The 24374-nt window shown below is 60.4% G+C and carries 25 protein-coding genes; all 25 read right to left on the reverse strand.

The features are described from left to right. Positions 1 to 140: 140 nt before the first annotated feature. The 25 genes from argB to C6571_RS05050 all read right to left on the reverse strand — a co-directional run bounded on the left by argB (position 141) and on the right by C6571_RS05050 (position 24341). Positions 141 to 1034: an acetylglutamate kinase gene (gene argB, locus C6571_RS04930; RefSeq protein WP_106445708.1), complete on the reverse strand. Its 894-nt coding sequence runs from the start codon at positions 1032 to 1034 to the stop codon at positions 141 to 143. A 137-nt stretch (positions 1035 to 1171) separates the two neighbouring features. Next, a complete protein-coding gene (locus C6571_RS04935; protein WP_106445709.1) occupies positions 1172 to 2272 on the reverse strand; it encodes a glycosyltransferase family 4 protein in 1101 nt (366 codons plus the stop codon). Between the two features lie 51 nt (positions 2273 to 2323). Then, a complete protein-coding gene (locus tag C6571_RS04940) occupies positions 2324 to 2986 on the reverse strand; it encodes a lytic transglycosylase domain-containing protein (protein WP_245901404.1) in 663 nt (220 codons plus the stop codon). 44 nt (positions 2987 to 3030) lie between these two features. Beyond that, positions 3031 to 3645 carry an acyltransferase gene (locus C6571_RS04945; protein WP_106445710.1) on the reverse strand — a complete coding sequence of 205 codons (615 nt, stop codon included), beginning with the start codon at positions 3643 to 3645 and terminating at the stop codon, positions 3031 to 3033. 24 nt (positions 3646 to 3669) lie between these two features. Continuing rightward, positions 3670 to 4632, reverse strand: a complete 963-nt coding sequence (locus tag C6571_RS04950; RefSeq protein WP_106445711.1) for a class I SAM-dependent methyltransferase — start codon at positions 4630 to 4632, stop codon at positions 3670 to 3672. Then, a complete protein-coding gene (locus C6571_RS04955; RefSeq protein ID WP_106445712.1) occupies positions 4619 to 5506 on the reverse strand; it encodes a lysophospholipid acyltransferase family protein in 888 nt (295 codons plus the stop codon). The genes C6571_RS04950 and C6571_RS04955 overlap by 14 nt, the downstream gene beginning before the upstream one ends. Then, on the reverse strand, positions 5503 to 6726 hold the full coding sequence (locus C6571_RS04960) for an ABC transporter ATP-binding protein (RefSeq protein WP_106445713.1): 1224 nt from the start codon (positions 6724 to 6726) through the stop codon (positions 5503 to 5505). The genes C6571_RS04955 and C6571_RS04960 overlap by 4 nt, the downstream gene beginning before the upstream one ends. 3 nt (positions 6727 to 6729) lie before the next feature. Continuing rightward, positions 6730 to 7563, reverse strand: a complete 834-nt coding sequence (locus tag C6571_RS04965) for an ABC transporter permease (RefSeq protein ID WP_106445714.1) — start codon at positions 7561 to 7563, stop codon at positions 6730 to 6732. 39 nt (positions 7564 to 7602) lie between these two features. Continuing rightward, a complete protein-coding gene (locus tag C6571_RS04970; protein ID WP_245901407.1) occupies positions 7603 to 8874 on the reverse strand; it encodes a glycosyltransferase family 4 protein in 1272 nt (423 codons plus the stop codon). Positions 8875 to 9013: 139 nt separating this feature from the next. Beyond that, the gene (locus tag C6571_RS04975) at positions 9014 to 9997 is read right to left on the reverse strand and encodes a glycosyltransferase family 2 protein (protein ID WP_211300694.1); all 984 of its coding nucleotides are present in this window, start codon (positions 9995 to 9997) and stop codon (positions 9014 to 9016) included. A gap of 162 nt (positions 9998 to 10159) precedes the next feature. Further along, entirely contained in the window at positions 10160 to 11077 is a 918-nt protein-coding gene (locus tag C6571_RS04980) for a peptidyl-prolyl cis-trans isomerase (protein ID WP_245901409.1), read from the reverse strand. 20 nt (positions 11078 to 11097) lie between these two features. After that, a complete protein-coding gene (locus C6571_RS04985) occupies positions 11098 to 12258 on the reverse strand; it encodes an FG-GAP repeat domain-containing protein (protein ID WP_146139303.1) in 1161 nt (386 codons plus the stop codon). A 56-nt stretch (positions 12259 to 12314) separates the two neighbouring features. Next, positions 12315 to 13262, reverse strand: a complete 948-nt coding sequence (locus C6571_RS04990; protein ID WP_106445716.1) for a hypothetical protein — start codon at positions 13260 to 13262, stop codon at positions 12315 to 12317. A 174-nt stretch (positions 13263 to 13436) separates the two neighbouring features. Continuing rightward, a complete protein-coding gene (locus tag C6571_RS04995) occupies positions 13437 to 13901 on the reverse strand; it encodes a hypothetical protein (protein ID WP_106445717.1) in 465 nt (154 codons plus the stop codon). Positions 13902 to 13959: 58 nt separating this feature from the next. Beyond that, the gene (gene gspD / locus C6571_RS05000; RefSeq protein WP_106445718.1) at positions 13960 to 16389 is read right to left on the reverse strand and encodes a type II secretion system secretin GspD; all 2430 of its coding nucleotides are present in this window, start codon (positions 16387 to 16389) and stop codon (positions 13960 to 13962) included. A gap of 33 nt (positions 16390 to 16422) precedes the next feature. Beyond that, complete coding sequence (locus C6571_RS19945; RefSeq protein ID WP_245901410.1) at positions 16423 to 16923, reverse strand: hypothetical protein; 501 nt, start codon at positions 16921 to 16923, stop codon at positions 16423 to 16425. Further along, on the reverse strand, positions 16920 to 17483 hold the full coding sequence (gspM, locus tag C6571_RS05010) for a type II secretion system protein GspM (protein WP_106445719.1): 564 nt from the start codon (positions 17481 to 17483) through the stop codon (positions 16920 to 16922). The genes C6571_RS19945 and gspM overlap by 4 nt, the downstream gene beginning before the upstream one ends. Then, a complete protein-coding gene (locus C6571_RS05015; RefSeq protein WP_245901412.1) occupies positions 17480 to 18544 on the reverse strand; it encodes a PilN domain-containing protein in 1065 nt (354 codons plus the stop codon). The genes gspM and C6571_RS05015 overlap by 4 nt, the downstream gene beginning before the upstream one ends. Then, complete coding sequence (locus C6571_RS05020) at positions 18478 to 19389, reverse strand: type II secretion system minor pseudopilin (protein ID WP_106445721.1); 912 nt, start codon at positions 19387 to 19389, stop codon at positions 18478 to 18480. The genes C6571_RS05015 and C6571_RS05020 overlap by 67 nt, the downstream gene beginning before the upstream one ends. Continuing rightward, positions 19386 to 19985, reverse strand: a complete 600-nt coding sequence (locus C6571_RS05025) for a prepilin-type N-terminal cleavage/methylation domain-containing protein (protein WP_106445722.1) — start codon at positions 19983 to 19985, stop codon at positions 19386 to 19388. The genes C6571_RS05020 and C6571_RS05025 overlap by 4 nt, the downstream gene beginning before the upstream one ends. An 8-nt stretch (positions 19986 to 19993) precedes the next feature. Further along, on the reverse strand, positions 19994 to 20449 hold the full coding sequence (locus tag C6571_RS05030) for a type IV pilus modification PilV family protein (RefSeq protein WP_106445723.1): 456 nt from the start codon (positions 20447 to 20449) through the stop codon (positions 19994 to 19996). After that, positions 20446 to 20916, reverse strand: coding sequence for a prepilin-type N-terminal cleavage/methylation domain-containing protein (locus C6571_RS05035; RefSeq protein WP_106448054.1), 471 nt, complete (start codon positions 20914 to 20916; stop codon positions 20446 to 20448). Before C6571_RS05035 ends, C6571_RS05030 begins: the two co-directional genes overlap by 4 nt. A 41-nt stretch (positions 20917 to 20957) precedes the next feature. After that, on the reverse strand, positions 20958 to 21401 hold the full coding sequence (gspG, locus tag C6571_RS05040) for a type II secretion system major pseudopilin GspG (RefSeq protein WP_106445724.1): 444 nt from the start codon (positions 21399 to 21401) through the stop codon (positions 20958 to 20960). Positions 21402 to 21424: 23 nt separating this feature from the next. Beyond that, on the reverse strand, positions 21425 to 22633 hold the full coding sequence (locus C6571_RS05045) for a type II secretion system F family protein (protein ID WP_106445725.1): 1209 nt from the start codon (positions 22631 to 22633) through the stop codon (positions 21425 to 21427). Further along, complete coding sequence (locus C6571_RS05050; RefSeq protein WP_106445726.1) at positions 22626 to 24341, reverse strand: GspE/PulE family protein; 1716 nt, start codon at positions 24339 to 24341, stop codon at positions 22626 to 22628. Before C6571_RS05050 ends, C6571_RS05045 begins: the two co-directional genes overlap by 8 nt. Positions 24342 to 24374: the final 33 nt, after the last annotated feature.

Consider the following 24374-nt stretch of genomic DNA (forward strand, 5'->3'; position numbering starts at 1 on the left):
CCCGCATCGCGCAGCGAGGCGAGAGAAGGGGCTGAGGGCCGCAGCTCCAAGCCTGCCTGCGCAGGCTTGGACGTGCCCAAAGAGCAGTTGTCTCTGGCGACGGCACGGAGGAGCGAAGCGACATAGGGGGATGACTCTTCTCAGCCATTGCTGATCATGGTGCCGAAGGCCTGGTCCGACAAAATCTCCAGCAGCATGGCATGTGGCACACGGCCGTCAACGATGTGTACCGCGTGCACGCCGGCTTTGGCAGCATCCAGCGCGCCGGCAATCTTGGGCAGCATGCCACCCGAAATGGTGCCGTCGGCAATCAGCACATCGATCTCGCGCGAAGTCAGCTCGGTCAGCAGCTCGCCCGCCTTGTTGAGCACGCCGGGGATGTTGGTCAGCAGCATCAGCTTTTCCGCCTGCAGAACGGTGGCAAGCTTGCTGGCCACCAGGTCGGCGTTGATGTTGTAGCTCTCGTTGTTTTCGCCAAAACCAATCGGGCTGATGACGGGAATGAAGGCATCGTCCTGCAAGGCCTTGACCACACTCGGGTCAATGCTGACGATCTCACCCACCTGCCCCACGTCGTGCTCCAGCGCCGGATCGGCGTGGTCCTTCATGCGCAATTTTCGGGCGCGCATCAGTGCGCCGTCGCGCCCGGTCAGGCCGACCGCCTTGCCGCCGGCCTGGTTGATAAGCCCCACGATGTCTTGCTGCACCTCGCCCGCCAGCACCCATTCGACGACTTCCATGGTCTCGGCGTCGGTCACGCGCATGCCCTGGATGAAGTGGCCTTTTTTGCCCAGGCGCCCGAGCGCTGCCTCGATTTGTGGGCCACCGCCGTGTACCACAACAGGATTCATGCCAACGAGTTTGAGCAGCACCACATCTTCCGCAAAATCAGCCTGCAGCTCGGGATCCGTCATGGCATTGCCGCCGTACTTGATGACGATGGTCTTGCCGTGGAATTTGCGGATATAGGGCAGCGCCTGGGCCAGAATTTCGGCTTTGTCGCGCGGCGCAATCGTTTGCAGGGTGTCGGTCATGAGAAGCGGCCCCGGGCCAGATATGGGAAGCCCAAATTGTGCCGTATTGACCCGCCGGCGCGGCACTATAAAAACAAGAGCTGAAAATGTCCGCCGAATAAGCGCCAGAGGCCAAAAATCGTCGAATTCTGCGAACGTCAGCGCCGCAGCCAGCCGGGCACCTTGAAGCGCACGATCGCCAGGTAAGCTGCCACGTAGCTGATGACAAACACGGCACAGAACACCATCAGCACCGGCGTGTTGTTCCAGAACATGACCGCCGGCGCGACTGTCAGCAAGGTAAAGCCCCACAAATAAGGCGAGGTCCGGTTGTTGCGCATCAGCAGCCGCCGCGACTCGTCGTCGTGGAAGACGCTGCGCACGATACGCCGGTAAATCAGCTGGTGAAAATGCAGCGCATCGGCCACTCCCGGTGAGACGCCGCGCGCGGCCTTGCGGTAAATGGAAAACACTGTTTCCCACACGGGGTAAATGAGCAGCAGCATGGGAAACCAGGGCGAGACGTCGCTGTTGCGTTGCACCAGCGACAGGCTGGCCAACGCGATGACCACTCCCCAGACATAGGCCCCGCCATCGCCCGCAAAGAGAAGGCCGCGCGGGTAGTTCCAGACGAGAAAGCCGGCCGTGGCCGCTGCCGTGGACACCAGCAGCGCCGCCAAGGCGCGATCCCCCACCTGCAAAGCCACGTGTGCCAGTGCCAGGCACACAATCAACGCCACCATGCCGGCAAGGCCGTTGTATCCGTCAATCAGATTGAACGCGTGCGGCAGACCGGCGATGGCGAGCACTGCAATGCCCCAGCCCAGCCAGGGGGCCAACTCAAGCACCATGTCCAGCCAAGGCAGACCCAAGCGCGGCAGTGTGATGCCGGCCACGCCCACGGCCAGCAGCCCCGAGAACCCGGTGAGCGCCAGCCGGTAAAGCACCGAGAGGCGCTGCACCAGGTCTTCCGCGATGCCTCCCAGGGCGGCCGGCAACAGCGCGAGCAGCCACCAGCCCACCCAGTGTCCCAGACGCAGCGAGCCGGGATCTCCCCAGCCGGCCTGTGCAGCCCCCAGAATCCAGCTGGCGGCAATGCCCAGCAGCACCGCTGCGCCACCCAGGCGCGGTACGTGCCCAAAATGAAAACGCTGCGGCATGGCAGCGCCATAGCGCGCGGCATGCCCACGCACCCATCGCACGATAAAACCAGCCGCCAGCAAGGCCACCGCAAAAGCCACAACGCAGAGCACGATCATGAGCAGTGGATGGTAAGGCAGCGCGCGCGCAGGATTCCCGGTACGACGCGCTCAACGCACCAGAGTGCTGTAGAACCGCATGACGCGTTCGACGTACTGCTGGGTTTCCGGATAGGGCGGAATGCGCCTGCCGTACTTGATCACAGCGCCCTCGCCCGCGTTGTAGGCCGCCAGGGCGAGTTCCTTGTCGCCGCCGAACATGCGCAGCAAATCTGCCAGGTAGCGGCTGCCAACTTCCGCATTGAGCTTGGGCTCCATGAGTGAGCTGCTCCCGCTCGCTTGAGCCGTAGCACGCGCGGGGACGCCGTAGCGCTCTGCCGTGGCGGGCATGACCTGCATCAACCCAAGCGCGCCCTTGCGCGAAACAGCCTGCACATTGAACGCGGACTCGGCCGCCGCTACGGCAATAACCAGCGCCGGGTCCACGGCCTGAGCCAAGGCGGCCGCCTCCAGATGCGGTTTGGCCGCCGCATAGCCAGGCAGTTTGTGCAACGCCGTGTCCTGCTTGTTGGTGGCACCAACTTTCGGGTTCGGGGGCAAGCCCAACCAAATTAACTCCCGTCCGGCGGGCGCCTGGAGCGCTGCGGTATTGCCGATATGCACCACCCCATCGCCATCGACGAATTGCCACACCGCATCGGCATGCACCGCAGGAGACACAGCGGCCAGCAGCAGCCACAGCGCCGCGCGGCAGAACCCAGCCGGGAGCGGCAACCGCCCCGCTCGGGGATGGAGGAGACTGAGCGCTCCCATCTGGCCTACCGCCGTCCCAGCCAGCGGCGCCATCCCGAGGCCTGCGATGCCGACGATGCGGGGGAACCGCCAGACGCATCGAGCCGCCGAGCACGCACCAGCGTCGCGGGCATGCCCGCCGCCACCATGCCCGCCGGCACATCCTGGCGCACGAGCGCCCCAGCGGCCACTACGGCGCCGCGCCCGATGCGCACGCCCTCAAGCACCATGGCGCCGGCGCCTATCCATGCGCCGTCCTCCACGACGATGCGCGCGCGGGTGATGCGGTTGCGGGCGATGACCACGTCGCCCTCGTCGATCGCATGCCCGGCCGAGAGCAGCTTGGCATGGGGGCCGATCAGCACGTCTTCGCCAATTTCCAGCCCACCCTCGCCAGACAGGTATGCGCCGACATTGACAATGGTGCGCGCACCAATGCGAATGCCCACGCAGGGGTCCGCCGTCACATCGCCCACAACCAACCGAGTCTGGGCATAGAGACTGACCGCATCGGCAAGCTGGACCACATCGCTGCGTTCGCCAAAACGCATCACTGTGACGGTCGGGTCGATGCGGCAGTCGGCACCAAGTCGGTCTACGCCAGGAAAGGCGCTAGTGGTGTCAGGAACGCCTAGCAACATCCTGCATGCTCCCCAGGTTTTGCTTCATCGATGGCCCATGAGCCGGCGGAGATGGCCCAGCCAAGTCCGGTCGAAAAGAAGTTTTCCAAGTCTTTGCACTTCGGTCTCGAACAGCATCGTTTGCTTGTGCAAGCGAGCCACCTCACCCTGCAACTCCTCGATGATTTCCTTGGCCTCGGAAAATGCCTTTTGGTGCTCGAGCAAGGAGGCCAGTTCCCGCTTCTGCTGCAAAGATAGCGCCTGCAATTCTTCGCGCAACTGGTCTACTTGCGCGCGCGCGGCGGCCCCTTCCCATGCCACCGAATTGCTGGACGCCGTGGCCACTACCATCCACTGATACACATCGAAGTCGTGCCAGCCATCACGCAGGCTCGAGCGCTGCGCGTCGCTCAGGTCCTTCCAGCACCCGGCGAACTCGCTTTGCTCAAGCGGCACCCGGTTGGCTTCCCAGATCCGGGGCGCCCAGCCGCAATCGAGCAGGTTTCTCTCCAGACTGCGCCGCGTGAAGAAATGCACATGGGTGCGGTCGAGCTGCCCCTTGTCGGAATAGTCGAACAGCCCCTGGCGCAAACCGGCCACCACGCCGGCGTACGCAATGTTGGGCACGGAAATGATCAGGCTTCCCGTGGGGGCCAGCACAGTGTTCAAGGCGCGCAGGACCTCGTCCGGCCGCCGCAGATGCTCCAGCACGTCGCACGCCAGGATCACGTCGAACTGCTGATCCGCCAGAGCAGCCGTCCAATCGCTACCATCGAGATCACTAGCAATGCACTGCGCTCCTAAAGCCTGCAGAGCAGACAGCGCCTCCGGATCATTTTCGACCACCGTCACAGCGTAGCCGCGCGCAAGCAGCACGCGGGTCATGGCCCCAGGGCCGGGGCCCAGCTCAAGCACCGACCCTTGCGGCGGAATACGACGCAGCACGCGGGCAGCCCAGGCGTCGCCCTCTGGGTCGAACGCATAGTCGTATCGATCAATGTGCGTCACGGTTCACCTCCTCTGGGGCAGGATGCCACATCTGATCCCACAATCCCCAATGCCACCAGGCCCAGGGGCGGGCCTGCACGTCGCGATGCAGTTTTTGAATGACCTGATCAATCGCCTGTTCGGGATCGACCGGTAAAGTCTCTATCACCACTTCCAACTGGTCAGGCCGATGCGTGTAGGTCGCGGCGTGTAGCAAAGGAACGCCCGTGGAGCGCGCCAAGCGCTCAATTCCCGTTGGTAATTGCAAATATCCGCCCAAGAATCTGTGCTTCCTCAAACGCGCGAACTCGGAGTGCCAAGCATCCGCCAGGATGACCCAAACTTGACCCGCTCGCAAACTCTCGTGCACCGTTCGCATTCCATCGCCCGTGGTATGCCAACGACCGCCCGTTATTTCTGTGTAGTTTCTTATTTTGCGCAGCAAGAATCGCCGATGCGCAGTATCGAGCTCAGGGTTGGTAAGTACAGGCATCGTTAAGACATTGGAGCAGATGCCTTGCTGCGCCAAAGCAATGGGAGCGGTAAGCAAACGATCGAAATGATTGAGCACGAGGATGAAGCCTTGCCCCGCTTGCGCCAAACTCCTTGCGTGTTCAGCGCCCCTGATCGCAATGGCTGGCCCACCGGAGCGGCCAAGCCGATGGAAAGCCATGGCATCTACCCGCTCCAGAGCCAGCATGCGTACGTGCTGCTGTGCCCAACGCGTTTTCTCGGCAGGCGTCGACTGCGGAAATATGTCTGTAAAACGGTTCTGCAGCCAGATCAGCAGAGCTTTGTCCCGACCTTGTGCCCGACCTGCCAGCCTCCATGGAAGCGCGGTGGGCAACCTGGCCATGCAGGGAATGGCCAGGTCAAGCGAGTAGTCGATGCTCATTCAACCAACAGCCATTCATGCTCAAGCCAGGTGACACCAAACTCTCGGTGCTTCATATTGAGCACAGTGAATGGCTGAATCAGCTCGGCCATATCCAGCACCTGGATTCCGGAATCGTCGAGCACGTAGACACTCCACAAATACTCCCCGGATAAAAGCGCCAGTCGTGGAAAACGCACACGAATGCGGTGTGTCCCAGCCCCGACAATAGCGTGTCCGCCCGGCCTGAACTGCGTGCTTGTACCGAAAACGTTGTCCTTGTCAGGTCGAACAATCGAAAAAAGCACGTGAAACGCAGACTCCCCGTAAGCCTCCAGTTCGAGCGCGACTGTCACATCCTGAAAAGTATCCACCTGCGCTGGATTGATGCCATCTCCGGTTTCCAATGTGAGGCCGAGAATCTTGACGAGATTCACTGTCGCCGCCCGTTGCGAAAGCGCTCCGTCGGACGCGGAGCTGTCCTTCTCATTGCCTGGTTCTGCGCGCAACGACACGTAACGTCGCCGCTCATGCGCCTCGTAGGCCGTGACTACGTCCTCGGTGTTGCCAATCGCCTCAATGCGCCCCCCATGAATCCATGCCGCGCGTTGGCACAGACTGCGTACCTGGTACAGATTGTGCGAACAAAAAAGTACTGTCGCTCCGCGTTCGCGCAGCGCGAGAATGCGGTTCAGGCTTTTTTTCTGAAAATGCAGATCGCCTACTGACAGCGCCTCGTCGACGATCAGTACGTCCGGGTCAATCGCCGTGGCCGCCGCAAACGCCAGACGCATAAACATGCCCGACGAATAGGTCTTCACCGGACGCTCCAGCGTTTCCACGGTCAACTCCGAAAACACTGTGGCGCGCTGATGAAAGGCGTCCATCGCCGCGCCTTCCAGGCCATGCAGCGCCGCCATGAAACGAATGTTGTCATAACCTGACTCTTCAGGATGAAAGCCCGCGCCCAGCTCCAGCAAGGCTGCCACCCGACCTTCGCGCTCTACCTGACCGAGCGTCGGACGAATCGTGCCTGCAGCGATCTTCAACAAGGTGCTTTTACCTGCGCCGTTTTCGCCGATGAGTCCAAAAGTTTCACCCGCCTGCACTGAGAAATCGATGCCGGACAAGGCGACATGAACCCGGTGGCGCTGCCGCCCGGTGAGCCATTCCAGCAGGCGGTCCTGCGGCTTGGCATAGACCGGGTAGCTTTTCTCCACGCCTTCGAATCGAATGCTCATGGCCTACAACGCCTCGCCCAGGACCGGCTTCATGGACCGGAAGAACCACCAGCCTCCCCCCCCCAGCAGCACAACCCAGGCTACCAGTGCCCAGGTCGTCCCGAGCGGCACAGGCATGTGGAGAACCACAGATTGCACCACCAACACCAGACACGCTACCGGATTGAGCAGAAACCAGCTGTGGAAACGCTCGGGCACCTGCGCCAGCGGGTAGACGATGGGCGTCAGATAGAACCCAAGCTGCAGCGCAAACCCCACGACGGAGCCCACATCGCGCCACAGAAAATGCGCCATGCTAAGCACAAGGGTCAGACCAAACGTCAATACAATCTGAGCCAGCACCAGCAGCGGCAGCCAAACCCACGAGACGTAGGGTCCCACGCCCTGCCCGATCGACAGAACCAGCAGCAAACCATAGCCGATACCCAGGACCAGCAGACTGCCGCCGACCGACACTGCGGGGAGTATCTCGGCAGGCATGGGCTGCTTGCGCAAAAAGTCTTCGTAGGCTGCCAGGCTGCCGACGCCCCGACCAATGGCATCGGTAAATGGCAACCAGATCGCCAAACCGGCCAGCAAGTGCAACAGATAACCATTGGTGGCCGCCAAGCCAGGAACCCGTACCGCCAGAATCAAGCCGAACAGCACATAAAAAATGGCCAAACTCGCCAACGGCTGCACAAAAGCCCAGGCCAGGCCCAAGACCGAGCCGGCGTAGCGGGTCTTGAACTCACGCAGCAACCAGTAGCGCCACAGAACCCAGGCGCGCTGGGCACCTCCGGCGGATGCCGCCGGGGAGACCCCAGGCTGGCGCTGATCATGGCGCTTCACATTCATAGGATCCTCGCCTGCACCGAGGTCAGTACCCGAGGGCACTCAGACCGAGGCTGCAGCATTCACTGGCCCCTTGTGCACCGCATCTTCGTTTGCAGGAGCCAGTGCCTGGCGCGCTGTCAACAGGCCTTGCATGAACGCATCCGCCGATGCCTCCCAATGCTGCTGGCGAGCAAAAGTCAGCGCGCGTTCTCGCTGTGCCAAGCGCACGGCATCGTCCTGCAGCAACTGGCACAAGGCGTCCGTCAGGGCCTCCAGCGTGGGATCAGTCAGTAGCGCCACATCATCATTGAGCAGCCATTCAACGCAATCACCGCGGTTGGACACCACGGCACAGCCACTGGCCATCAACTCCAGCGGCATCAGCGACAGATTGGTCAAGGACAGTATCAGCGCGGCATCGCACTGACTGAAGACATCCGCGAGTTCCTCCGGTGAAACGACGCCTGCCGACAAATGAGGGAACGGAATCACATAGTCGCTTACGTCCCACCCTGCCAAGATGAACTGAGTATCGGGCAATCTGCGAGACACAGCCTCGAGCACCAGCAGTCCAAACTCAAAGGCCCGCCGCGGGGTCGGGGGGCGCGCATAGAAAAACACGCGCTTGACCTCTGGCTCACGCCTCGGGCGCTGACGATAGCAATCATGATCGACGCCGAAACTGATGGCATGCGTCAGCATGCCATATTCATCCTTCAGTTTTCGCGCCAACCATCCGCCAGCGGTAATGCCAAAGAAACCAAAACGGTAGGTGTTTTCTGCAAGCACCGATTCCGTCCCCGTCGAATAAAAGCTGGGCTCGAAATCCTGAACAAAATACAGTTTTTTTGCGTTCCCCGCCACTGCGCGCACTGGATAAGCTGTTTGCCAGCCGGTAGCAATAACGAATTCGCTGTTGGGCAATCCGTCAAATCCCATGAAAACACCGGCTTTGAGCGGGAAAAAATGATTGCAAATATCTTGGCGCGCCGACTCGGCCGTTGCGTGGTTTGTCGGGCTAACGATCACGATATTTGACTCCCACCCCATTCGCTCCAGGTGCATGATCGTGCGAAAAATCGTTTGATGCCCGCCAGAGCCAATATTGAAGTCTGGAATAAACCACAGCAAGGTTCCGGCGCGCGCTTTCCCTGATGCCAACTCCACCTTGTCGACACGGACAAAATCGTAATGCAAAAACACATTGCGGCTCTTCAAACTGCCCGGCCCGCTGCTTAGCCGCCGCCGCACCATGGACAAGGCACGCCACGGCCCGTGGCGTCGCGTCAAGTCCCATACCTGCCGCATGCGCAGCCCAATCAACCCTGCCATAAACACTCCAAAAACGCATTGCTCAGGAAGATCACCCGACCCGCATGCGACGATGGCAAGTGAGGCTTCTGAACCTGCCCTTGCCGCGGCTCTCTTGCCGAAAATGCTGTAAGACGCACTTCATATCCTGCTTCAGTACTTATGCAGGACGCCCCCGCTGCAGCGCTTGGTCGCGAGAAATGATCCCCAGCAGCCACGCGGGCAAACGCCGGTGCTTTGTACCCAAGAATTGGCCTGAAGTGCGCGCCAACTCAATGCCCGCCATATACGCCGACTTTTTCACCCACCCCCAACCACGCAGGCCCGCCTCACGCAACCACCCAGCATCACGGCGCGCGAGGAGCCCTGCGCTCGCCAAAGCGCGCAGGGAACTGCGCTGCATGTCGTAGCCGAAAGACCGCTGAAACGAACGCGCCTCATCAAAGTTGCGCTGCAAGGTTTCCCAAATGCCAAAGTCGTGGGAATGAAACACCGCCGCCTGCGGCGCATAGGCCTTCCCATAGCCGGCCTCTACGGCAGAAAGTGCCCAAGTCTGGTCTTCTGCAAAGGCCACCTCGGGAAACGGCAAGGTTTCCCACACCGATCGGCGCAAGCAGGAGTTGTTGTTGGAAAAGAAATGGAGCCATTGGCGATAGCCAGGATCGGATGCAAAGCGCGCCTGGTCCTCGAGCCTCACCACGCTTTGCGTCTGCCCAAACCCGGCAAAGTGTTGCGCCAACTCGCGCTGCGTGACGGCACGCGCGTCCGGATGGGCGAGGTGCGGACCGAAAGCGCCCGCGACATCGGGCTCTGCGTCGCAAGCGTCTACCAAATGGCGCAGCCAGTCAGCGCTTGCTGGCCTGGCATCTTGCGTAATGAATACCAGGAACTCGCCGCCAGACAGCGACGCCAACTGATTGCGCGTGCGCCCATGCCCAAATTTCTCTGGGGCAATGGTTTCGCAGCGCACGCCTCTGGAGCGGACCAAGTCCACCGAGCCGTCAGTGGAACCCGAATCCATCACGATGACTTCGAACGGCCATGGGGCGTGCTGTGCCAGCACGGCGTCCAGCACGTCGCCCAACAAGGCGCCGCCGTTTTTGACGGGTATCAGCACGGAAGCGCGCATTGGAATTTCGGTCATGTCCGGGCAAAGGGTCCGCACCGAGACACGCAGTCCCGGCGGTAGGTGCCGCCGCGCGGCGTGTCCCACAGGCTAGAGCGGACGAAATGAATAACCGCGCATTCTACTGTGCACGCCCTCGCACCCTAAAGGCACTTACCAATCGTTGCTGCCGCACACGCTCTACTTCTTCGTTTCGGTCTGCGAATTTTTCGCTGCAGCATCCGAAAAGAGTTGATCTATGGCCGTTTTATCAATCTCAACACTGTATTTCTTGAACATGGTGTTGCGGAGCTTTTCGCTGGATTCCTGGTGACACACCGTCAAAGCCCGCTTTGGCACCGACGTAGCCACTTCATCCCAAGCCAGCTGACGCCCTTCACGCTTGGAAGTCACAAAAAAGAGGTAGCCAAAATCTCCCTCACGCACGGGCCCGACCAGATCGCCTTGCTTGGCATCGGCGAGTGCTCGCAGGATCTGGACATCGTCGGTCAGAGTAACCCAGCCAAGGTCGCCCTGGGGATCGAGCTTGTGCACGGTCGCTGCCTTTTCCGCGACATCCTCCAGTTTCTGGGTGCCTCCAGCGATCGCCTGGGCCTGCAGAAATAGCCAACCCATTGCAGGTTCGCCATCCACCGTTGCTGATACGGGCAGCATGATGCGGCTCAAGCGGGCCATTGGCGGTACGCGGAAAGCCTGCGGGTGTTCGTCAAAATACTTGCGCGCAGCTGCCGCATCTGCCGGCGGTTCGCATGCCGGCGCCAGCTTTTTGTACATCGCAAGAGCGTATACATCATCGAAACGCGTCGCTTCACCCTCGGTGCGCCTCGGCACACCCATGGCTTCGCCTTCGAATCCCAGCGTTCGGGTCAAAGCCATCTCACGCAAGATGGTCTCGACTCCCCACGCATTGCGCCTTGCGGGTCGAAGGTCAATGCGCCGGTCCAGGTAGTCAGAGAGGTCCTGCGCAGAAATGACTTCCTTGCTGCCAAGGCGCGCCAATACCAGATCGCTGTCATCGGCTGCTGTCGCGGAAGCCGCAGCAAAGGAAAAACCAAGAATGGCCAGCGCAAAACGCCGCATATTTGTTGTCAAAGTCATATTGGTATTTGAATCGGCAGTCAAGATCGTGGCGTCGCCCGCTCCCAGAGCGGGCCATAAATCACGTCTGAACGCTTGTCGGATGAGTTAAGGACAATCACATCAAGTTCACCGTCACCATCGATGTCCACCAGTTGCAAGCTCGTGGAGAAACCGCTGGTGCGCAGTTCACGGGTTTCCAGGACCGCACCCTGGGCATCCAGGCGCTGGAGGGTCAAGCGGGCGTCGTCGCCCCAAATCACCAGATCGTCCGCCAAAGGCGCTACTGAAACCGCCCCGGTGGGAGCAGCAGGGAGCCACTGAAGTTCCCCATTCGCCATGTCGATGCGGGCATTGCGCCCCCCAGTTTCGAGCGCCACGTAAAGCCAGTTTCCCGATGGGGAGGGCCTGGCCTGCCGTGCAATCGCGTCAAACTTGGCCAAAATTCTTGGTGGCGCCTGGAGATCTGCCTCGGACACTGCCACGACCTGGCGACCGTCCAGGCAAGCTGTCGCTATCGCGGCACCCGCAAGCCCAGGTAATTGTTTCACTTTCACAGGATGCCAGGGCGCTTCGCACCATGAGGTTTTGGTCACCTGGACCGTATTCGGTTTTTCCTGCCAATCAATCCAGGCGACCTCTCGTCCACGATAAGGCGTGGCCAGCAGGCGGTATCGATCCTTGTCGGCCTGCACCAGAACGACATCTCGGGGACCAAACCCCACTGGCAATTGCGTTACCGGAATCAGCTTGTCACCCGCCAGGCGGAAAATATCTATGCTTGCCGTGGTCTCCACCGCAGCGGCCACCAAGTCGTCCGAGAGCCAGATTGCAGAATCTGGATGGTAGGCGACCTTTTGTCGATCCAGCATTTGAGAGGTTCGACCAGTCAGGCGATGCAAGGCGACCACGTTTTCTTCGTGTTCCACGGCTGCAAGCAAGCAGCCATGCTGGCCGCAACGCACTTGCCCACCCCAGGCCTGCGGCAGCTCTATTTGCGTACGGCTAACTACCCCCTGCGGCGACGTCGGAGGTTTGACCGACGCTTCAAGCGCAGACTGATTGGTTTGACAACCACCAACGATGAAAATTGCCAACACGGCGGGAGCAAAAAACCAACGCGAAAACGCCATGAATAAGTTCCTAACAAAAAAATAGCGCCCGAAGGCGCTATTTTTGAAGCTGCCTTTTTGCAAAGGCAAACTGAGATTTTCTTCACGAAGAATGGTGCAAGCACCATTCCAACGCTTGGAAAATATTAGTTGTGTGCACCCAGAACAGTCTGAACAGCACCGAAAGCAGGCGCGCTGATCAAGCTGTAGGTGAATGCGGAACCGCCGAGGGCAAACAAGCTGCCGGCGCCGCCTGCAGGCACGTAGTCAGCAGGCAGGGCTGCAACAGGCATCCACTCGATGAAACCGTCCACAAACGAAGCTGGGCGGCCGGCGATGGTTTCAGGATCGAACCAGTCCAGCTCGGCAAAGTTCAGCTTGAAGTTGACCGACTTGCGGTTTTGTGCATCGTCGTACATGTTGACGGTATGCGTACCAGCGTGGCTGCCGGTAGACCACACCACAATGCGGGTGTCGTTGCCGCCAGCAGCACCGTCGATGTAGTAACGCATGCTGAACATCGGCACAACGCTAGGACCAGCTGGAACTGCACGCGCGCCGCCCACAGCCGTCAGGCTAGCTGGGCCCATGGTGCTGAGGTCACCAGCGATGGCCAGAGGACCGTCGATGACAGGAACGAAAGCCAGATCCTTGTTGACCGTGTCAACTTGGAATGCGTTTGCAGAAATCTGGTTGGAAGCCGCATTGATACCAGCGGAGTTGGCAGCTGCGCAAGCGTTTGCCGTGGTAATGCCAGCAGGCGTCAGACCAACAGCGAACACGAGGTAACCACGCACACCTTCAAGACCGAGGCCAGACATGCTGGACCAAACGAAGGGCTGGTAGTCCTTGGGGGTCATGGGGAAGCAACCGTCGGTCACGTGGCCAGAGTTCTGGTTAAAGAACGTCCAGAACACTGGAACAACAGTAGCTGCTTGGTTGATCAGGCCAACTGCCGTGGTGTCAGCAGCGCCATTGTGAATAACGTTGGGAACCACAACACCATTTTGGAACGTGCCAACGGTGTATGCCTGCGCGACGCCAGCGCCCAGTGCGGCGGCGGCCGCGACGGCTGCCAGTGCAAATTTTTTCATCTTCTCAGTCCTTAAATAATTGAACGAAGCTTTCCCAGCGTTGCGGGATCTGCAACCCATCCGTCACTCCGTTTGGGTTGGCGCCATCTTATCCCGAGACTTTTCTGTTTTCAATCGAAACTAGGGAGAATTTGGCGCTTCGTGATTTTGTTGTCACTCAACAACAAAATTTCGTCAAGATGCAGGGCTAGCAGGGATCGCCTTGCGCGCATGAAACCAAATTCCGTCAATAAGGCGCCATTCATCTTGGGCCACTGCTTCCTGCCCCTTCAAGCGAAGCATGGGAACCGAGTAACGCATAGCCACCGTCACCTTCGCGCGGTCCCCCTCGATCTCTTTGACTTCGCGCACCTCCACCGCATCGTACACAATACCGCCTCGCTTGAGGTAGGCCTCCAGCGTCCATGCCGGGTCTTTGGAGAGTTCTTCGTACTTCCAGGCTTCGACGCTGTCGTTTTTCTGATTGGCGGCCCAATACTCTTGTGCGCGCTTTAGCAGTGCGACTTTCTCGCTATCTTTTTGCGAGTTCGAGGCATCGGAAAGTCCAGTAACGCCTGTGGCACAACCCGCTGCCAAGGCAACCAAGACGGACGCGCTCAGCAAATGCATCAAGCGGCGGCGAGAGAAAAACATGTCCATGAACGGGAGCTCCTGAAGAAATGAAGAGGTGTTGACTAAGCCGTTGCCCGCAAGTTCACTACTTGGCAGCAGGCAACGGGAGTGCGCTGCGAGCCGGGAACGAGAGTGTGTCCAGCGACATGGAGCGCATGCGCTGGCGCAGCTCGGCGCTGGCGGCGCGCAAGTCGTCGTCGTTCTCCAGCATGCGTGGCGTCAAAAGTACCAGGAGCTCGGTGCGCTCACGTTTGTTGGTGTTCGTGGAAAACAACGCTCCCAGCACCGGAATATCAGCCAACCCCGGTATGCCGCTGTTGCCCCGCGCTTCGTTGTCGCGAATCATGCCGCCCATCACAATCGGCTCGCCCGAACGTACCGCCACACGGCTTTGAATCTGCCGCGTAAGGAAGTTGCGCTGGCCGGTCGCTTGATCGATGTCGCCGACATCGGTGACTTGCTGGGCGATGTCCATCGTAATCAACCCCCCCGCATTGACCGAAGGCGTCACCGAGAGCATGACGCCGGTGTCCTTGTATGTGATGGCCTCGGTGATCAGGTTGCCGGTGGTCACCGTGGTGGAGCTCTTGACCGGCTGCTGGTTGCCTATCTGAATGGTGGCATTGTGGTTGTCAAGCACCAGCACCGAAGGGTTGGACAGCACGCGAAGCTGAGATTTCTCGGCCAGCGCATTGAGCGTGGCTTTGACGAGCCCCGCCTTGTTGAGGATGGTGTAGGAGAAGCCGGGCTGCTTGGGTCCAATGCCGCCGCTCTTGTTGAAGTTCAGCAACGCTTGCCCGTCACGGCCGTTGCTCAGACTATTTTCCACGAACCATTCAACGCCGTAGGCCAGGTTGCCGGTCAGGCTGACCTCGACGATGCTGGCTTCGATGAGCACCTGGACGGGGGCCTTGTCTAGCTCCCGCAGGGCTTTTTCAATGCGGCGGTACTCGGCGCGGGGAGCACGAATCAGCAAGGCGTTGCGTTTGTCGTCGGCCACCACGCGCACATTGCCTTCCAGCTGGCTGGTGCTTGTGAGCGACGCGTTGCTGTTGTTGTTCATGGCGCGCAGCGGTGTCATGCCGGTGGCACTCGTCGAACCAGACCCGGTACTGGAGCCAACACCCAAGCCTGCGCTTGCAGTGCCTGACCCCAAACTCGAAAGGCCGGACACACTTCCCTGTGTACTGGCGCCCGTCGCGCCGCCAAACTGCGTGGGTGCTGAGCCTGTAGCGACACCGCTTTTTGCGCTCGCGCCCTCTTTGCCAAACAGGCCATTGAGCATTTCCGCCATGTGCGCGGCCGAGCCGTTCTGCACCGGATAGACGAACAGGTTGGCTTCCAGTGCATCGGTGGGCTGATCGAGACGGCGAATCCAGGTTTCCACCTGGCTAAGCAACTGGCTGCGCGGCGTGACTACGACCAGCGCGTTCAGGCGCTCTACCGGGAATACCCGAATGAGGCCAAACAGCGGATTGGTGGCTGCAACTGTGGCCGCGCTCGCTGTGGTGCCTGCATTGGCTGCACCGGAAGTCGGTGCGCCAGCAGCCGCTCCGGAAGTCAGGGCGGCGCCAAAGGGCGAGGCGCCTCCAGCGCCGGATCCGCCATAGGGGTCTGCCGATTTGTCTGGCCCCAACATGGCCTGCAGCGCATCGCGCACCACATTGACGTTGGCATTTTCCAGCACGAATACGCCCAGCGACATGCCAGAGAGGAAGTCCACGTCAAACGCGTCCACCATTTCGAGCCAACCGCCCAATTGGGCCTTGCTACCCTGCAAGACAAGAAGATTGCGCAAGGTATCCACATAGACGATGGCTTCGCGCGGCGCAATGGGCGCCAGGATCTTGGCCATTTCGCCGGCGGCGATGAAATTGAGCGGCACGATGACGGTGCCCGCACCGGTCAAGTCTTTGAAGCGTGCCGCCCCGACAACAGGGCGAGCGCCGATGGTCACCGTGCGCTTGGTGACGTGGTAGACGCCTGCGTTGTCGCGCACGATGGCAAGGTCGTGCGGCAGCAAGACAGCGTCAAGCACGTCAAGCACCTGGCTGCGCGGCAAAGGCTGGCTGGTGCGCAGGCTGACCACGGTGTCGCCACCCGCGTCCACGGTGTAGTTGAGCTTGAGCAGATCGCCAAGCAAGGCCGTGGCCAGATTGCCGACGGTGGCATTTTCGAAATTGAGGGAAACCTTTTCGCCTTTGGCCAGCACCGGGTCGGGTTTGGGGCCAATGTCGCGCTTAAAGAGCTGGTCGTTCCCCGGAAAGATGCGCGTTTTGGTCTCGGCTTTCGTCTCGGATTTTTCCTGCTCCTTGGGGTTCACCTCGACTGGCTCTGCGTCGTGGGCAGGCAGGGGCGCCTCGACAGACACTGGCTCGGTCACGATATTGGAGATCGTCACTGCGGCCTTGGCGCTTGCAAACTGGGCCGAGAGCGAGTCCGGCGGCGGCTGCTGTGTGCTGGCGCAGCCTGCGGCAAGCAAAGCCAGGAAAAGGATGGAAAACCGAAATGTCATGGACAGGAACTCCGAATATGCGGTGTGCGTGGTTTACTGACCTGCTGGCAGCCTGGGCCGGCCTAGGGGCTGGGCAGACTTGGGCTCAGGGCCTGGTGCGTGCTCAAGGAGCCGTTCCACGCGTTGTTGATCGGCAGACACAAAGACAGCCTTGCGTCCATCAAAGGATTCGATTCGCCAAGGCTTGGAATCTGCGCCTAACTTCAGGGTGCTGCCATCCTTGCGCTGCAGGATGGCAAGCTGGTCTTTGCCCGACGTGAACACTGCAGTCAGGCGGGATTCTGTCAATTCCTGGGCCAATCCGCCTTTGGGATCACCCGCGTCGGTGGGCCGCCGTGAGGCCCAAAGGGGCGGACGCTCCAGTGCCTGTCGGGCCTGAAATACCGGTGGCGCCGGAAGTTCAACCACTGCCGGCAGCTCTGGCATACGAGCTGGCGGCGCGCGCCAGGCATCTTTGCCACTCTGCCACCACCAAGCGCTTCCGGCGAGCGCCGCCACCGCAAACCAGGGTGCCAATTGCCATTGTTTGGTCATGGCTGCCCCTTCTGCAGTGCAATTGGGGCAAGAGGCGCTTCAAGTTGCAAGGCAAGGCGGGCACCTTGCGGGCCGGGGCCGTTGCTGGCACCGTCGCGCGATACGATTACGGACTGCACCCAGAAAGGCGGCAGACGCGCCTGCAGCGCCTCCATGAACCGAACGAGCTTCGACCAGTCCCCCGAAACGGTCGCTGTCAGGCGAATATGCGCCATCTGGCCATCGGTTGCGGGCTCGAGAGCCACTTGTGAGGACACCAGCGTGCTTCCCGAATTGACAATGAGTTCACGCAGCTTTTGCTGCACATCGTTGGGGGCGTTTTCACCGCCCGGATGCACCCAAGGGGACACATTGGACTGTGCCTTGGTCAGCAGGGCTTCAATTTGCGGTCCGGACTTAACAATCCCTTCAAGACGTTCGCTGCGCGCCTCGAGCTGCCCAAGGGCGCTGTCATAGCGTGCCCACAGTGAGCGGTAGAGCAGCCCCCCGGCGACCAGCAGGCACAGGGCGAGCAGCGCCAGCGCAATCCACGTATAGCGCACCCAGACATTGGACCTCATGGTTGTGCCCCATCGGCGCGCCAGCGCATTTCAAAGGTGAAGCGTTCTTTGTTCAATGTGTTGTCGCGCACGCTGGCGCCAGTGGCACGTGCGTCGGCCAGACCTGGCTGACGGCCAAGTTGCGCCAACAATTCGTTGGCGTTGCCCGTCAAGCCCATGACCCGGATCTCGCGCCCATTGACTTCAATGCGGTCAAGCCAGGCCTCGTCTGGCAGTGCGGCCGATAAACGGTCGATAAAGCTCGCCAATGGCAGCTCGGCGTTGATGCTTTTCAAAACCTCGTCGCCTACCCGGGCCTGGCTGCGCAGCTCGTCAAGCTTCTGGCGCAGCGGTGCGGCTTGCGCCTCCAGCCCCTGGACATGCTGCAAGGCCAGGGTTACCGCCTGGCGTTTGAGCACCAAGGGCATGAGCGCCGGGGCCAGCAGCATGGCGATCACGAGGAGCAGGGCTGCGCCTGTCAGACCATCCATGCGCCGCTGGCGCTTCTTTTGCGCTTCCCAAGCCACGCCACGGACAGCACAGACCTGCCCTGCATGGCTCAAATACACCGGCACGTCGGCGGCAAGACCCTGCTGCGCCAGCATGTCCTGCTGCAGACTGCGTCGGCAGATGAGCCATTGCACCTGCCAGCCCGCCTGCATGTCCGGGGCGGCGTCCCAAGCAAAGGCGATTTGATCCGGCGGTATGGGCGAAAGACGCCACAGCGCCTCTTGCACGGCAGCCTCCAAATCGGACCGGCGCATGGTGGGCAAGCGCATCTCGCCGCTGAGGCAATTGGTCTCGGGTACCACCAGTCCTGCGGCTTTGCCTTTGCCGCTGCGGGGCAGCAAGCGGGTTTCGCGAATGGATGCGGGTTTGCCTGCAGCAGTGACAACGGCTGCTTCATAGGCAGGCCAGAAACCACGCTCGACCAGCGCGCGCCGAATCTGGCCCAGACCCCATGCGAGCCGGTCCAACGCCATTTGCACGCGCAGAACGAATTGTCTCCAACCTGTCATCGCTTGAATTCCTGTTCTGGCCCATCTACCCGGTGCGTCGGCTCCAGCGATAGCGTCGTCCATGGCGTCAGGGTATCTGGCCGGGCGCTCAGATCCAGCCAGGCTTGCCTCTGCCACCAACGTCCATCCTCCGCTTGCAGGGTGGCTTGCACTCTCACGGTCTGCCCCACCGCAGACGATGCTGCGGTGAAAAACGGGGCTGCTGCTCCCGAAAGCAACTCGCCAGCCCGCATTTCCAGGGGAGAAGAGTGAACACGCGCGCCAAGACCCTGCTGGCCGGTGAGTGCGTCGATGAGCGCCGGAGGCGCAGAACCGATCTCTATGCCCTGCTGCCCGTTGGTGCCCAAATAGGGCGCGATTGTCTCATACAGCGCAGCCGTCATTCCCATCACCGACTTGAGTTCTGAGAGGTCTTCCAGCGCCGAATTTCGAGGCAAGGAAGGCCAGCCTGCGGCGCGGTACTGAGCGGCTTCGGCGCCGCCGATGCCGCCCGGAATGTCGTCCGGATCAATGAAATCGTGGATGCGGGAAACGAGTATGGCCGCCTCTCCCTGCGCCAGGCCTGCCACTTTCTGCAACAGGGCTTGCAGCAAAGCGTCGCTGGCAACGTTCACATCCACGAGCCCGCTTGACGGCGTGATTTCCAGACGCACCTGGTTGGTCCCCAGCGTCATCTGCTCAATGCGGTACTGCGCACCAAGGCCCTTCTCTGCAATCATGCGCTGGGCCGCAAGTTGAATTGCTGCGTCGAGCACCGATTCGGCGCGCATGCGTGCAAGACTGAATCCGATATTCTGCGTCTGCTGCCGAATTCCGTGGGCACTGGCCAGCACCACCAGAGAGAGCGCAGCCACCAGCCAAAGCACCAGCACCAGCGCGGCGCCAGAGTTGACACGCTTGCTCGTCATCGCGCCCTCGCCAGGGCAAACACGAGAGGTGGCCAGTCGCCACGCACATCGCCGATTTCAAGTTTGATGCGTGCAGGAAACTCCTTGCGCGCCGAATCCCAGTTGCGCGTCCACTCGGCTGTGCGACCGTCCTGGTAGTACCACTGCAAAGTCTGCACATCGCTAAGCAGGGTTTCGCGCAGGGCCACGCCCCAGTCGAGGGCCATGGAGCCGCCATCGTACGGCAGAGCCTCCACCATCAGATCGGTGCTGCCACCCTCGTGGCGCAAGGGACTGGCGCGAAAGACGTAGAGGCCGCCGCCATCGCCGCGCTCGGGCAAGGGCGCGACCCACAGCGCCCCAGCAGCATTGCCACTGAAAAAAATGACCGACTGGGCAGCGTCGCTGCGCCCGAGAAGCCGCAAGCCATCGAATTTGCGCCCCAACCATTGGCTGACGACCAGCATGTGCTCGGAGCGATCCATCAGGCGCTGGTTGCGGTCCTCCGATTTGCCGATCAGCGCAAAGCCGGCAAACATCAGCATCACCACGGCAGCCGTCACGGCGAGAGCTATGAGCAGTTCCAGCAGGGTAAAACCAGACTGCTGCCGGCGCATGGAACACCTCATGGAGCCGTCCGCCAAGGCTTCCAGGTGGTCCAGCTCACCACCGGCGCGCCACCTTTCGCGCGTGAGATATCGATCGTTACACGGGCCGCCGATATCGGCGACGTGACCGGGCGACCGCCCTCTTCGGCGATCTGGACCTGCTCCGGTGCCGTGTGCACCACCCAGTGCCAGGCGCCCGACTGGCCGGATGCCGTTTGGGCCAGATCTTCGGCATAGGTGGCTCCGGCAAGAACCGACCTGGCGAGCAAGGTGGCCTCAACGCGCGCCTCGACATCCCCGACATTCTTGGATCCCTGGCCGACACTTCGGTATAGGGTGGCCAAGGCGATCGACGCAATGGCCATGGCCACCAGCGCTTCGAGCAGGGCAAATCCCAGGCGGCCCTTGCGCCGTGAACCCGCCCTGCCTTTGCTTGCCTGGGCACGGTGTACAGCTGTATGCAGCCTGTTCATGAACTGCCCATCACTCCGATTTGCTCCACCGTACCCAGCAGCCAGCTGACACGAAACATCACGCCCCGACCGCTTCGCAGCACAGTGAATTCGCCACCTCGGGCGCCCCCATCGGCATTGAACACAAACAGCGGCTCACCGGGACCCGTGTGTGTTTGGGGGTCGCGGAGCAGCGGCTGCCATATCACCTCCAACGACTGGGGAATCTCTAGAGGCGGCTGGCCTTGTAACAGCAGTTGACGGGCTTGTGGTTCATAGGTCACCGTGATGTGCTTGCCATCCTGAACACACAGAGAACGCGCCTGACTCAGCCGACTGGCCACATCTCGGACGGTCTGGTGGTAGCGCGCCCGATCCATGAAGGACTGAGCGCCACCGCCCACCACAGCCGCCGAAATAGCGGCCAGCACCAGCACCACCAGCAGTTCGAGCAAGGTAAAGCCCGCCAACCGGGAATGGCGGCGCATCGCATGAGCTTCGCGACGGCGTGCCACACTCACGCACAGGTTCAATTGAAGATATCCGCGTTGTCGCTCTCTCCGCCGGGCTTGCCGTCGGCTCCCAGGGAATACACGTCGGGTCCGCTGTTGCGCCCTGGGTTCTTGTACAAGTACGCAGCGCCCCAGGGATCGACCGGCAGGCCCTTCTTCAAATAGGGGCCAGTCCAGCCCGGGGCAGTGCTGGGGCGCTCCACCAGCGCGCGCAGGCCTTCGGCATCGGTGGGGTAGCGGCCGACGTCGAGCTTGAACAAATCGATGCTTTGCTCGATTTCAGCAATCTGGATGCGCGCCGTCTTGGCCTTTGCGCCGCCCAGTTGGTCCAGCACGCGCGGACCAACGAGGCCGGCGAGCAGCGTGAGGATCACCAGCACCACGAGCAGTTCAATCAGCGTGAAACCGGAAGAACGGCGTGCGCGGACAGCCGCTGGATGCACAGAGAAGCGGGTATTCATAAATATTCCTTATATTTAGATTCTCAAATAGTGTCATTGATGGACAGAACGCCACCTAAAATTGCCACGATGATGAAGGCGACTAGAGCACCCAATAAAATGATGATGATGGGCTCCATGGTGGCCAGTACACGGTCCATGGTCCGCCGCCCTTGATCTTCATAGCGATCGGCCAAACTCAAAAGCGTAGTATCCATTTGCCCCGTTTCCTCGGCCACGCGAATCAGTTGCGGCGTACCGGTTTTATCAAAATGCCTTGAATCAAAGCCTACCGACAGGCGTTTCCCAGTCTTCACGATGCCGACCAGTGGCTCGAAATCCTTGCGCAAAGCGGTATTGGTCAGAGTATCAAGAGAAATGCGCAAGGCATCCACCATAGGTACGCCGCGTTGCAACAAATTACCGAAAGTTCTGAAGTAAACCGCAAATTGCAGATTTTTGATCACCTTGCCCATCAAAGGAATTTCCATCAGCATGCTGTCCAAACGAATGCGTCCACTCTCAGTTGCACTCCAGCGCGACAATAAAAACAGGGCTGCGCCGACTGCAGCCAGAATCGCCATCCAGTGAAATCGCACGAAGTCGCTCAAACCAATGACCAGTTTGGTTGAATAGGGCAATGCATCGCCCATGGAATCAAAAATCTCTCGAAACTGAGGGACAACGAATGCCAGCAACAGCGTCACGGAGAGCACCGACACCACCAACAGAATAATCGGGTAGGTCATTGAAGAGATGACATAGTTGCGCAGCTTGTCGTCCGTTTCCAACTGCAGGGCAAGTTCTTTCAGTACGACATTCAGCGATCCCGAGCTTTCGCCGGCACGAATCAGAACCAAGTATTGCTTTCCGAAATCTCGCTCAAATGGCAGCATGGATACGTAGAGGGATTTGCCGCCACGAATACCTTCTTCCAGCGCCGAAATAAAATGCTTGAGGCGCTCGGTCGCAGCCGTTTCCTTGAGCAGCGCCAGCGCCCTGTCCAATGGCATGTTCGCCTGTTTCAGGTGCGCCATTTCGCGGGTGAACAAAAGCACTTCGCTGCGTTTGAGTTTGGCACCGCCGCTGCGTGACACCTCGCCTGCAGGCGCATCGCTTGTGGTCTCGATGCGAATGGGCGTGACGCCTTGCCCGATGAGTCGCAAGCGGGCAGTTTCGGGCGTCGGCGCGCGCACCGTTCCCTGGCAAGACTTGCCGTCGCTCGCCAGCCCCGTGTAGTGGAAATCAATCATTCTGACGAGCGACGCGCAGCACTTCCTCTGCCGTCGTCATGCCTTGAAGCACCTTGGTGGTCCCGTCCTGCAACAAGTTCCCTGCGGCATACACGCCATCGTCCTGCGCCAGGGAGGCGCCTTTGGTCAGTACCTTCTTCTTGATGTCCTCCGACATGAGCAGCAATTCGTGCAGGGCGAGGCGTCCGCGGTAGCCGGTGCCCCGGCAGGCCGGGCATCCCACGGCGCGATAGAGCGTCTGGCTACCGAGCTCCGTGCCGAGCGACGCTGCCGCCGCTTGCGCCTGCTCTGGCGCAAGCGCTTGCCGGCAGTCGCCGCAGAGCCGGCGCACCAGGCGCTGGGCCAGCACGCCAATGACCGAGGCGGTGATCAGATACGGCTCGACCCCCATATTGATGAGGCGCACCACCGCCCCCAGTGCGCTGTTCGTGTGCAAAGTGGAAAGCACCAGATGCCCGGTCAGCGCGGCTTGAACAGCGATTTCTGCCGTTTCTCCGTCGCGCATTTCCCCGATCATGATGACGTCCGGGTCCTGGCGCAGAAAGGAGCGCAGCACTTTGGCAAAACTCAGTCCGATCTGGGGCTGAACTTGCACCTGGTTGAGCCATTGCAGTCGGTATTCGACCGGGTCCTCAACGGTCAGGATCTTGAGGTTGGCGCCTTCAAGCTCCTGGAGCGATGCGTACAGCGTGGTGGATTTGCCGGAGCCAGTCGGGCCGGTAACGAGAAAAATACCGTGCGGCACCGTGAGCACTTGCCGCAAGGCTTTCAGCGTAGGCGCCGTGAACTGCAGGCTCTCGAGCGAAAGCAGATCAAAATTCTTCTCCAGCAAGCGCATCACAACCGACTCGCCAAACATGGTTGGAATGGTGGATACCCGCGCGTCCATTTCCTTGCCGTGCACACGCAATTTGGTACGACCGTCCTGCGGCATGCGGCGCTCGGCAATATCGAGCTGGGAAAGAATCTTGATGCGAGATACTACGGCAGGAGCGTCCTTGTTGTCGAGTTCATCGACCTGAAACAATTCGCCATCCACCCGGATACGGACTACCGATTTTTCTTCATAGGTTTCGATGTGAATATCAGATGCCTGCGACGCCACTGCGTTCGAGATGATCTGGTTCACCCGTTGAATGATGGGCGCCTCCGACGCCATATCGCGCAGGTGCTCGATGAATTCTGCCGCCTCGGGTTGTCCGTCTCCGTCCATGCCCTCATCGCCTGTCTCCTCAACGTACCAGGCGTTAAGTTGTGCAGATATTTCGGTTTCCAGGCCAAAATAAATATGCGGTATACGGTCAAAAACCAGCGCCAGAGCGTTCCGTAGTGAGCTACTTGCCGGATCGGGGCTTGCAAATGCAGGAAGTTCCTGGGTTTGATCGATATTTCCCAGCGGCAAAAGGTGATTGATCAGCAGGAAGCTCGTGTTAAGACTGGAAGTTTCCGGCTTCGATTTCGGGAAGTTTTCTGACCGTATCAGAGGCAAATCGAACTGGTGGGCCAACGCGGCAAATACATCGGCTTCCGAAACAATGCCTAGATTGATAATCAATCGACCCAGACGTCCTCCCATCGAACGTTGCACTTCCAGTGCGCGATCGAGATCGTTGCGCGATATTTTCTGCGCTGCGAGAAGTATTTCTCCGAGTTTCAATAGCTTGGAATCCAGGCTTTCTATAGCGTCCGTCTCAGTCATAGAGTTCATTGTCCGCGCCTGCTTCAGATTTGGTGCAACACC

The organism is Simplicispira suum, from assembly GCF_003008595.1.
In the GTDB taxonomy this organism is placed as follows: Bacteria; Pseudomonadota; Gammaproteobacteria; order Burkholderiales; family Burkholderiaceae_C; genus Simplicispira; species Simplicispira suum.

What these genes read in the sequence shown, in the direction of transcription:
- argB (WP_106445708.1), bottom strand. Translation starts at nt 1,034, where the DNA reads ATGACCGACACCCTGCAAACGATTGCGCCGCGCGACAAAGCCGAAATT.
- C6571_RS04935 (WP_106445709.1), bottom strand. Translation starts at nt 2,272, where the DNA reads ATGATCGTGCTCTGCGTTGTGGCTTTTGCGGTGGCCTTGCTGGCGGCT.
- C6571_RS04945 (WP_106445710.1), bottom strand. Translation starts at nt 3,645, where the DNA reads ATGTTGCTAGGCGTTCCTGACACCACTAGCGCCTTTCCTGGCGTAGAC.
- C6571_RS04955 (WP_106445712.1), bottom strand. Translation starts at nt 5,506, where the DNA reads ATGAGCATCGACTACTCGCTTGACCTGGCCATTCCCTGCATGGCCAGG.
- C6571_RS04960 (WP_106445713.1), bottom strand. Translation starts at nt 6,726, where the DNA reads ATGAGCATTCGATTCGAAGGCGTGGAGAAAAGCTACCCGGTCTATGCC.
- C6571_RS04965 (WP_106445714.1), bottom strand. Translation starts at nt 7,563, where the DNA reads ATGAATGTGAAGCGCCATGATCAGCGCCAGCCTGGGGTCTCCCCGGCG.
- C6571_RS04970 (WP_245901407.1), bottom strand. Translation starts at nt 8,874, where the DNA reads ATGGCAGGGTTGATTGGGCTGCGCATGCGGCAGGTATGGGACTTGACG.
- C6571_RS04975 (WP_211300694.1), bottom strand. Translation starts at nt 9,997, where the DNA reads ATGACCGAAATTCCAATGCGCGCTTCCGTGCTGATACCCGTCAAAAAC.
- C6571_RS04980 (WP_245901409.1), bottom strand. Translation starts at nt 11,077, where the DNA reads ATGACTTTGACAACAAATATGCGGCGTTTTGCGCTGGCCATTCTTGGT.
- C6571_RS04990 (WP_106445716.1), bottom strand. Translation starts at nt 13,262, where the DNA reads ATGAAAAAATTTGCACTGGCAGCCGTCGCGGCCGCCGCCGCACTGGGC.
- C6571_RS04995 (WP_106445717.1), bottom strand. Translation starts at nt 13,901, where the DNA reads ATGGACATGTTTTTCTCTCGCCGCCGCTTGATGCATTTGCTGAGCGCG.
- gspD (WP_106445718.1), bottom strand. Translation starts at nt 16,389, where the DNA reads ATGACATTTCGGTTTTCCATCCTTTTCCTGGCTTTGCTTGCCGCAGGC.
- C6571_RS19945 (WP_245901410.1), bottom strand. Translation starts at nt 16,923, where the DNA reads ATGACCAAACAATGGCAATTGGCACCCTGGTTTGCGGTGGCGGCGCTC.
- gspM (WP_106445719.1), bottom strand. Translation starts at nt 17,483, where the DNA reads ATGAGGTCCAATGTCTGGGTGCGCTATACGTGGATTGCGCTGGCGCTG.
- C6571_RS05015 (WP_245901412.1), bottom strand. Translation starts at nt 18,544, where the DNA reads ATGGACGACGCTATCGCTGGAGCCGACGCACCGGGTAGATGGGCCAGA.
- C6571_RS05020 (WP_106445721.1), bottom strand. Translation starts at nt 19,389, where the DNA reads ATGACGAGCAAGCGTGTCAACTCTGGCGCCGCGCTGGTGCTGGTGCTT.
- C6571_RS05025 (WP_106445722.1), bottom strand. Translation starts at nt 19,985, where the DNA reads ATGCGCCGGCAGCAGTCTGGTTTTACCCTGCTGGAACTGCTCATAGCT.
- C6571_RS05030 (WP_106445723.1), bottom strand. Translation starts at nt 20,449, where the DNA reads ATGAACAGGCTGCATACAGCTGTACACCGTGCCCAGGCAAGCAAAGGC.
- C6571_RS05035 (WP_106448054.1), bottom strand. Translation starts at nt 20,916, where the DNA reads ATGCGCCGCCATTCCCGGTTGGCGGGCTTTACCTTGCTCGAACTGCTG.
- gspG (WP_106445724.1), bottom strand. Translation starts at nt 21,401, where the DNA reads ATGAATACCCGCTTCTCTGTGCATCCAGCGGCTGTCCGCGCACGCCGT.
- C6571_RS05045 (WP_106445725.1), bottom strand. Translation starts at nt 22,633, where the DNA reads ATGATTGATTTCCACTACACGGGGCTGGCGAGCGACGGCAAGTCTTGC.
- C6571_RS05050 (WP_106445726.1), bottom strand. Translation starts at nt 24,341, where the DNA reads ATGAACTCTATGACTGAGACGGACGCTATAGAAAGCCTGGATTCCAAG.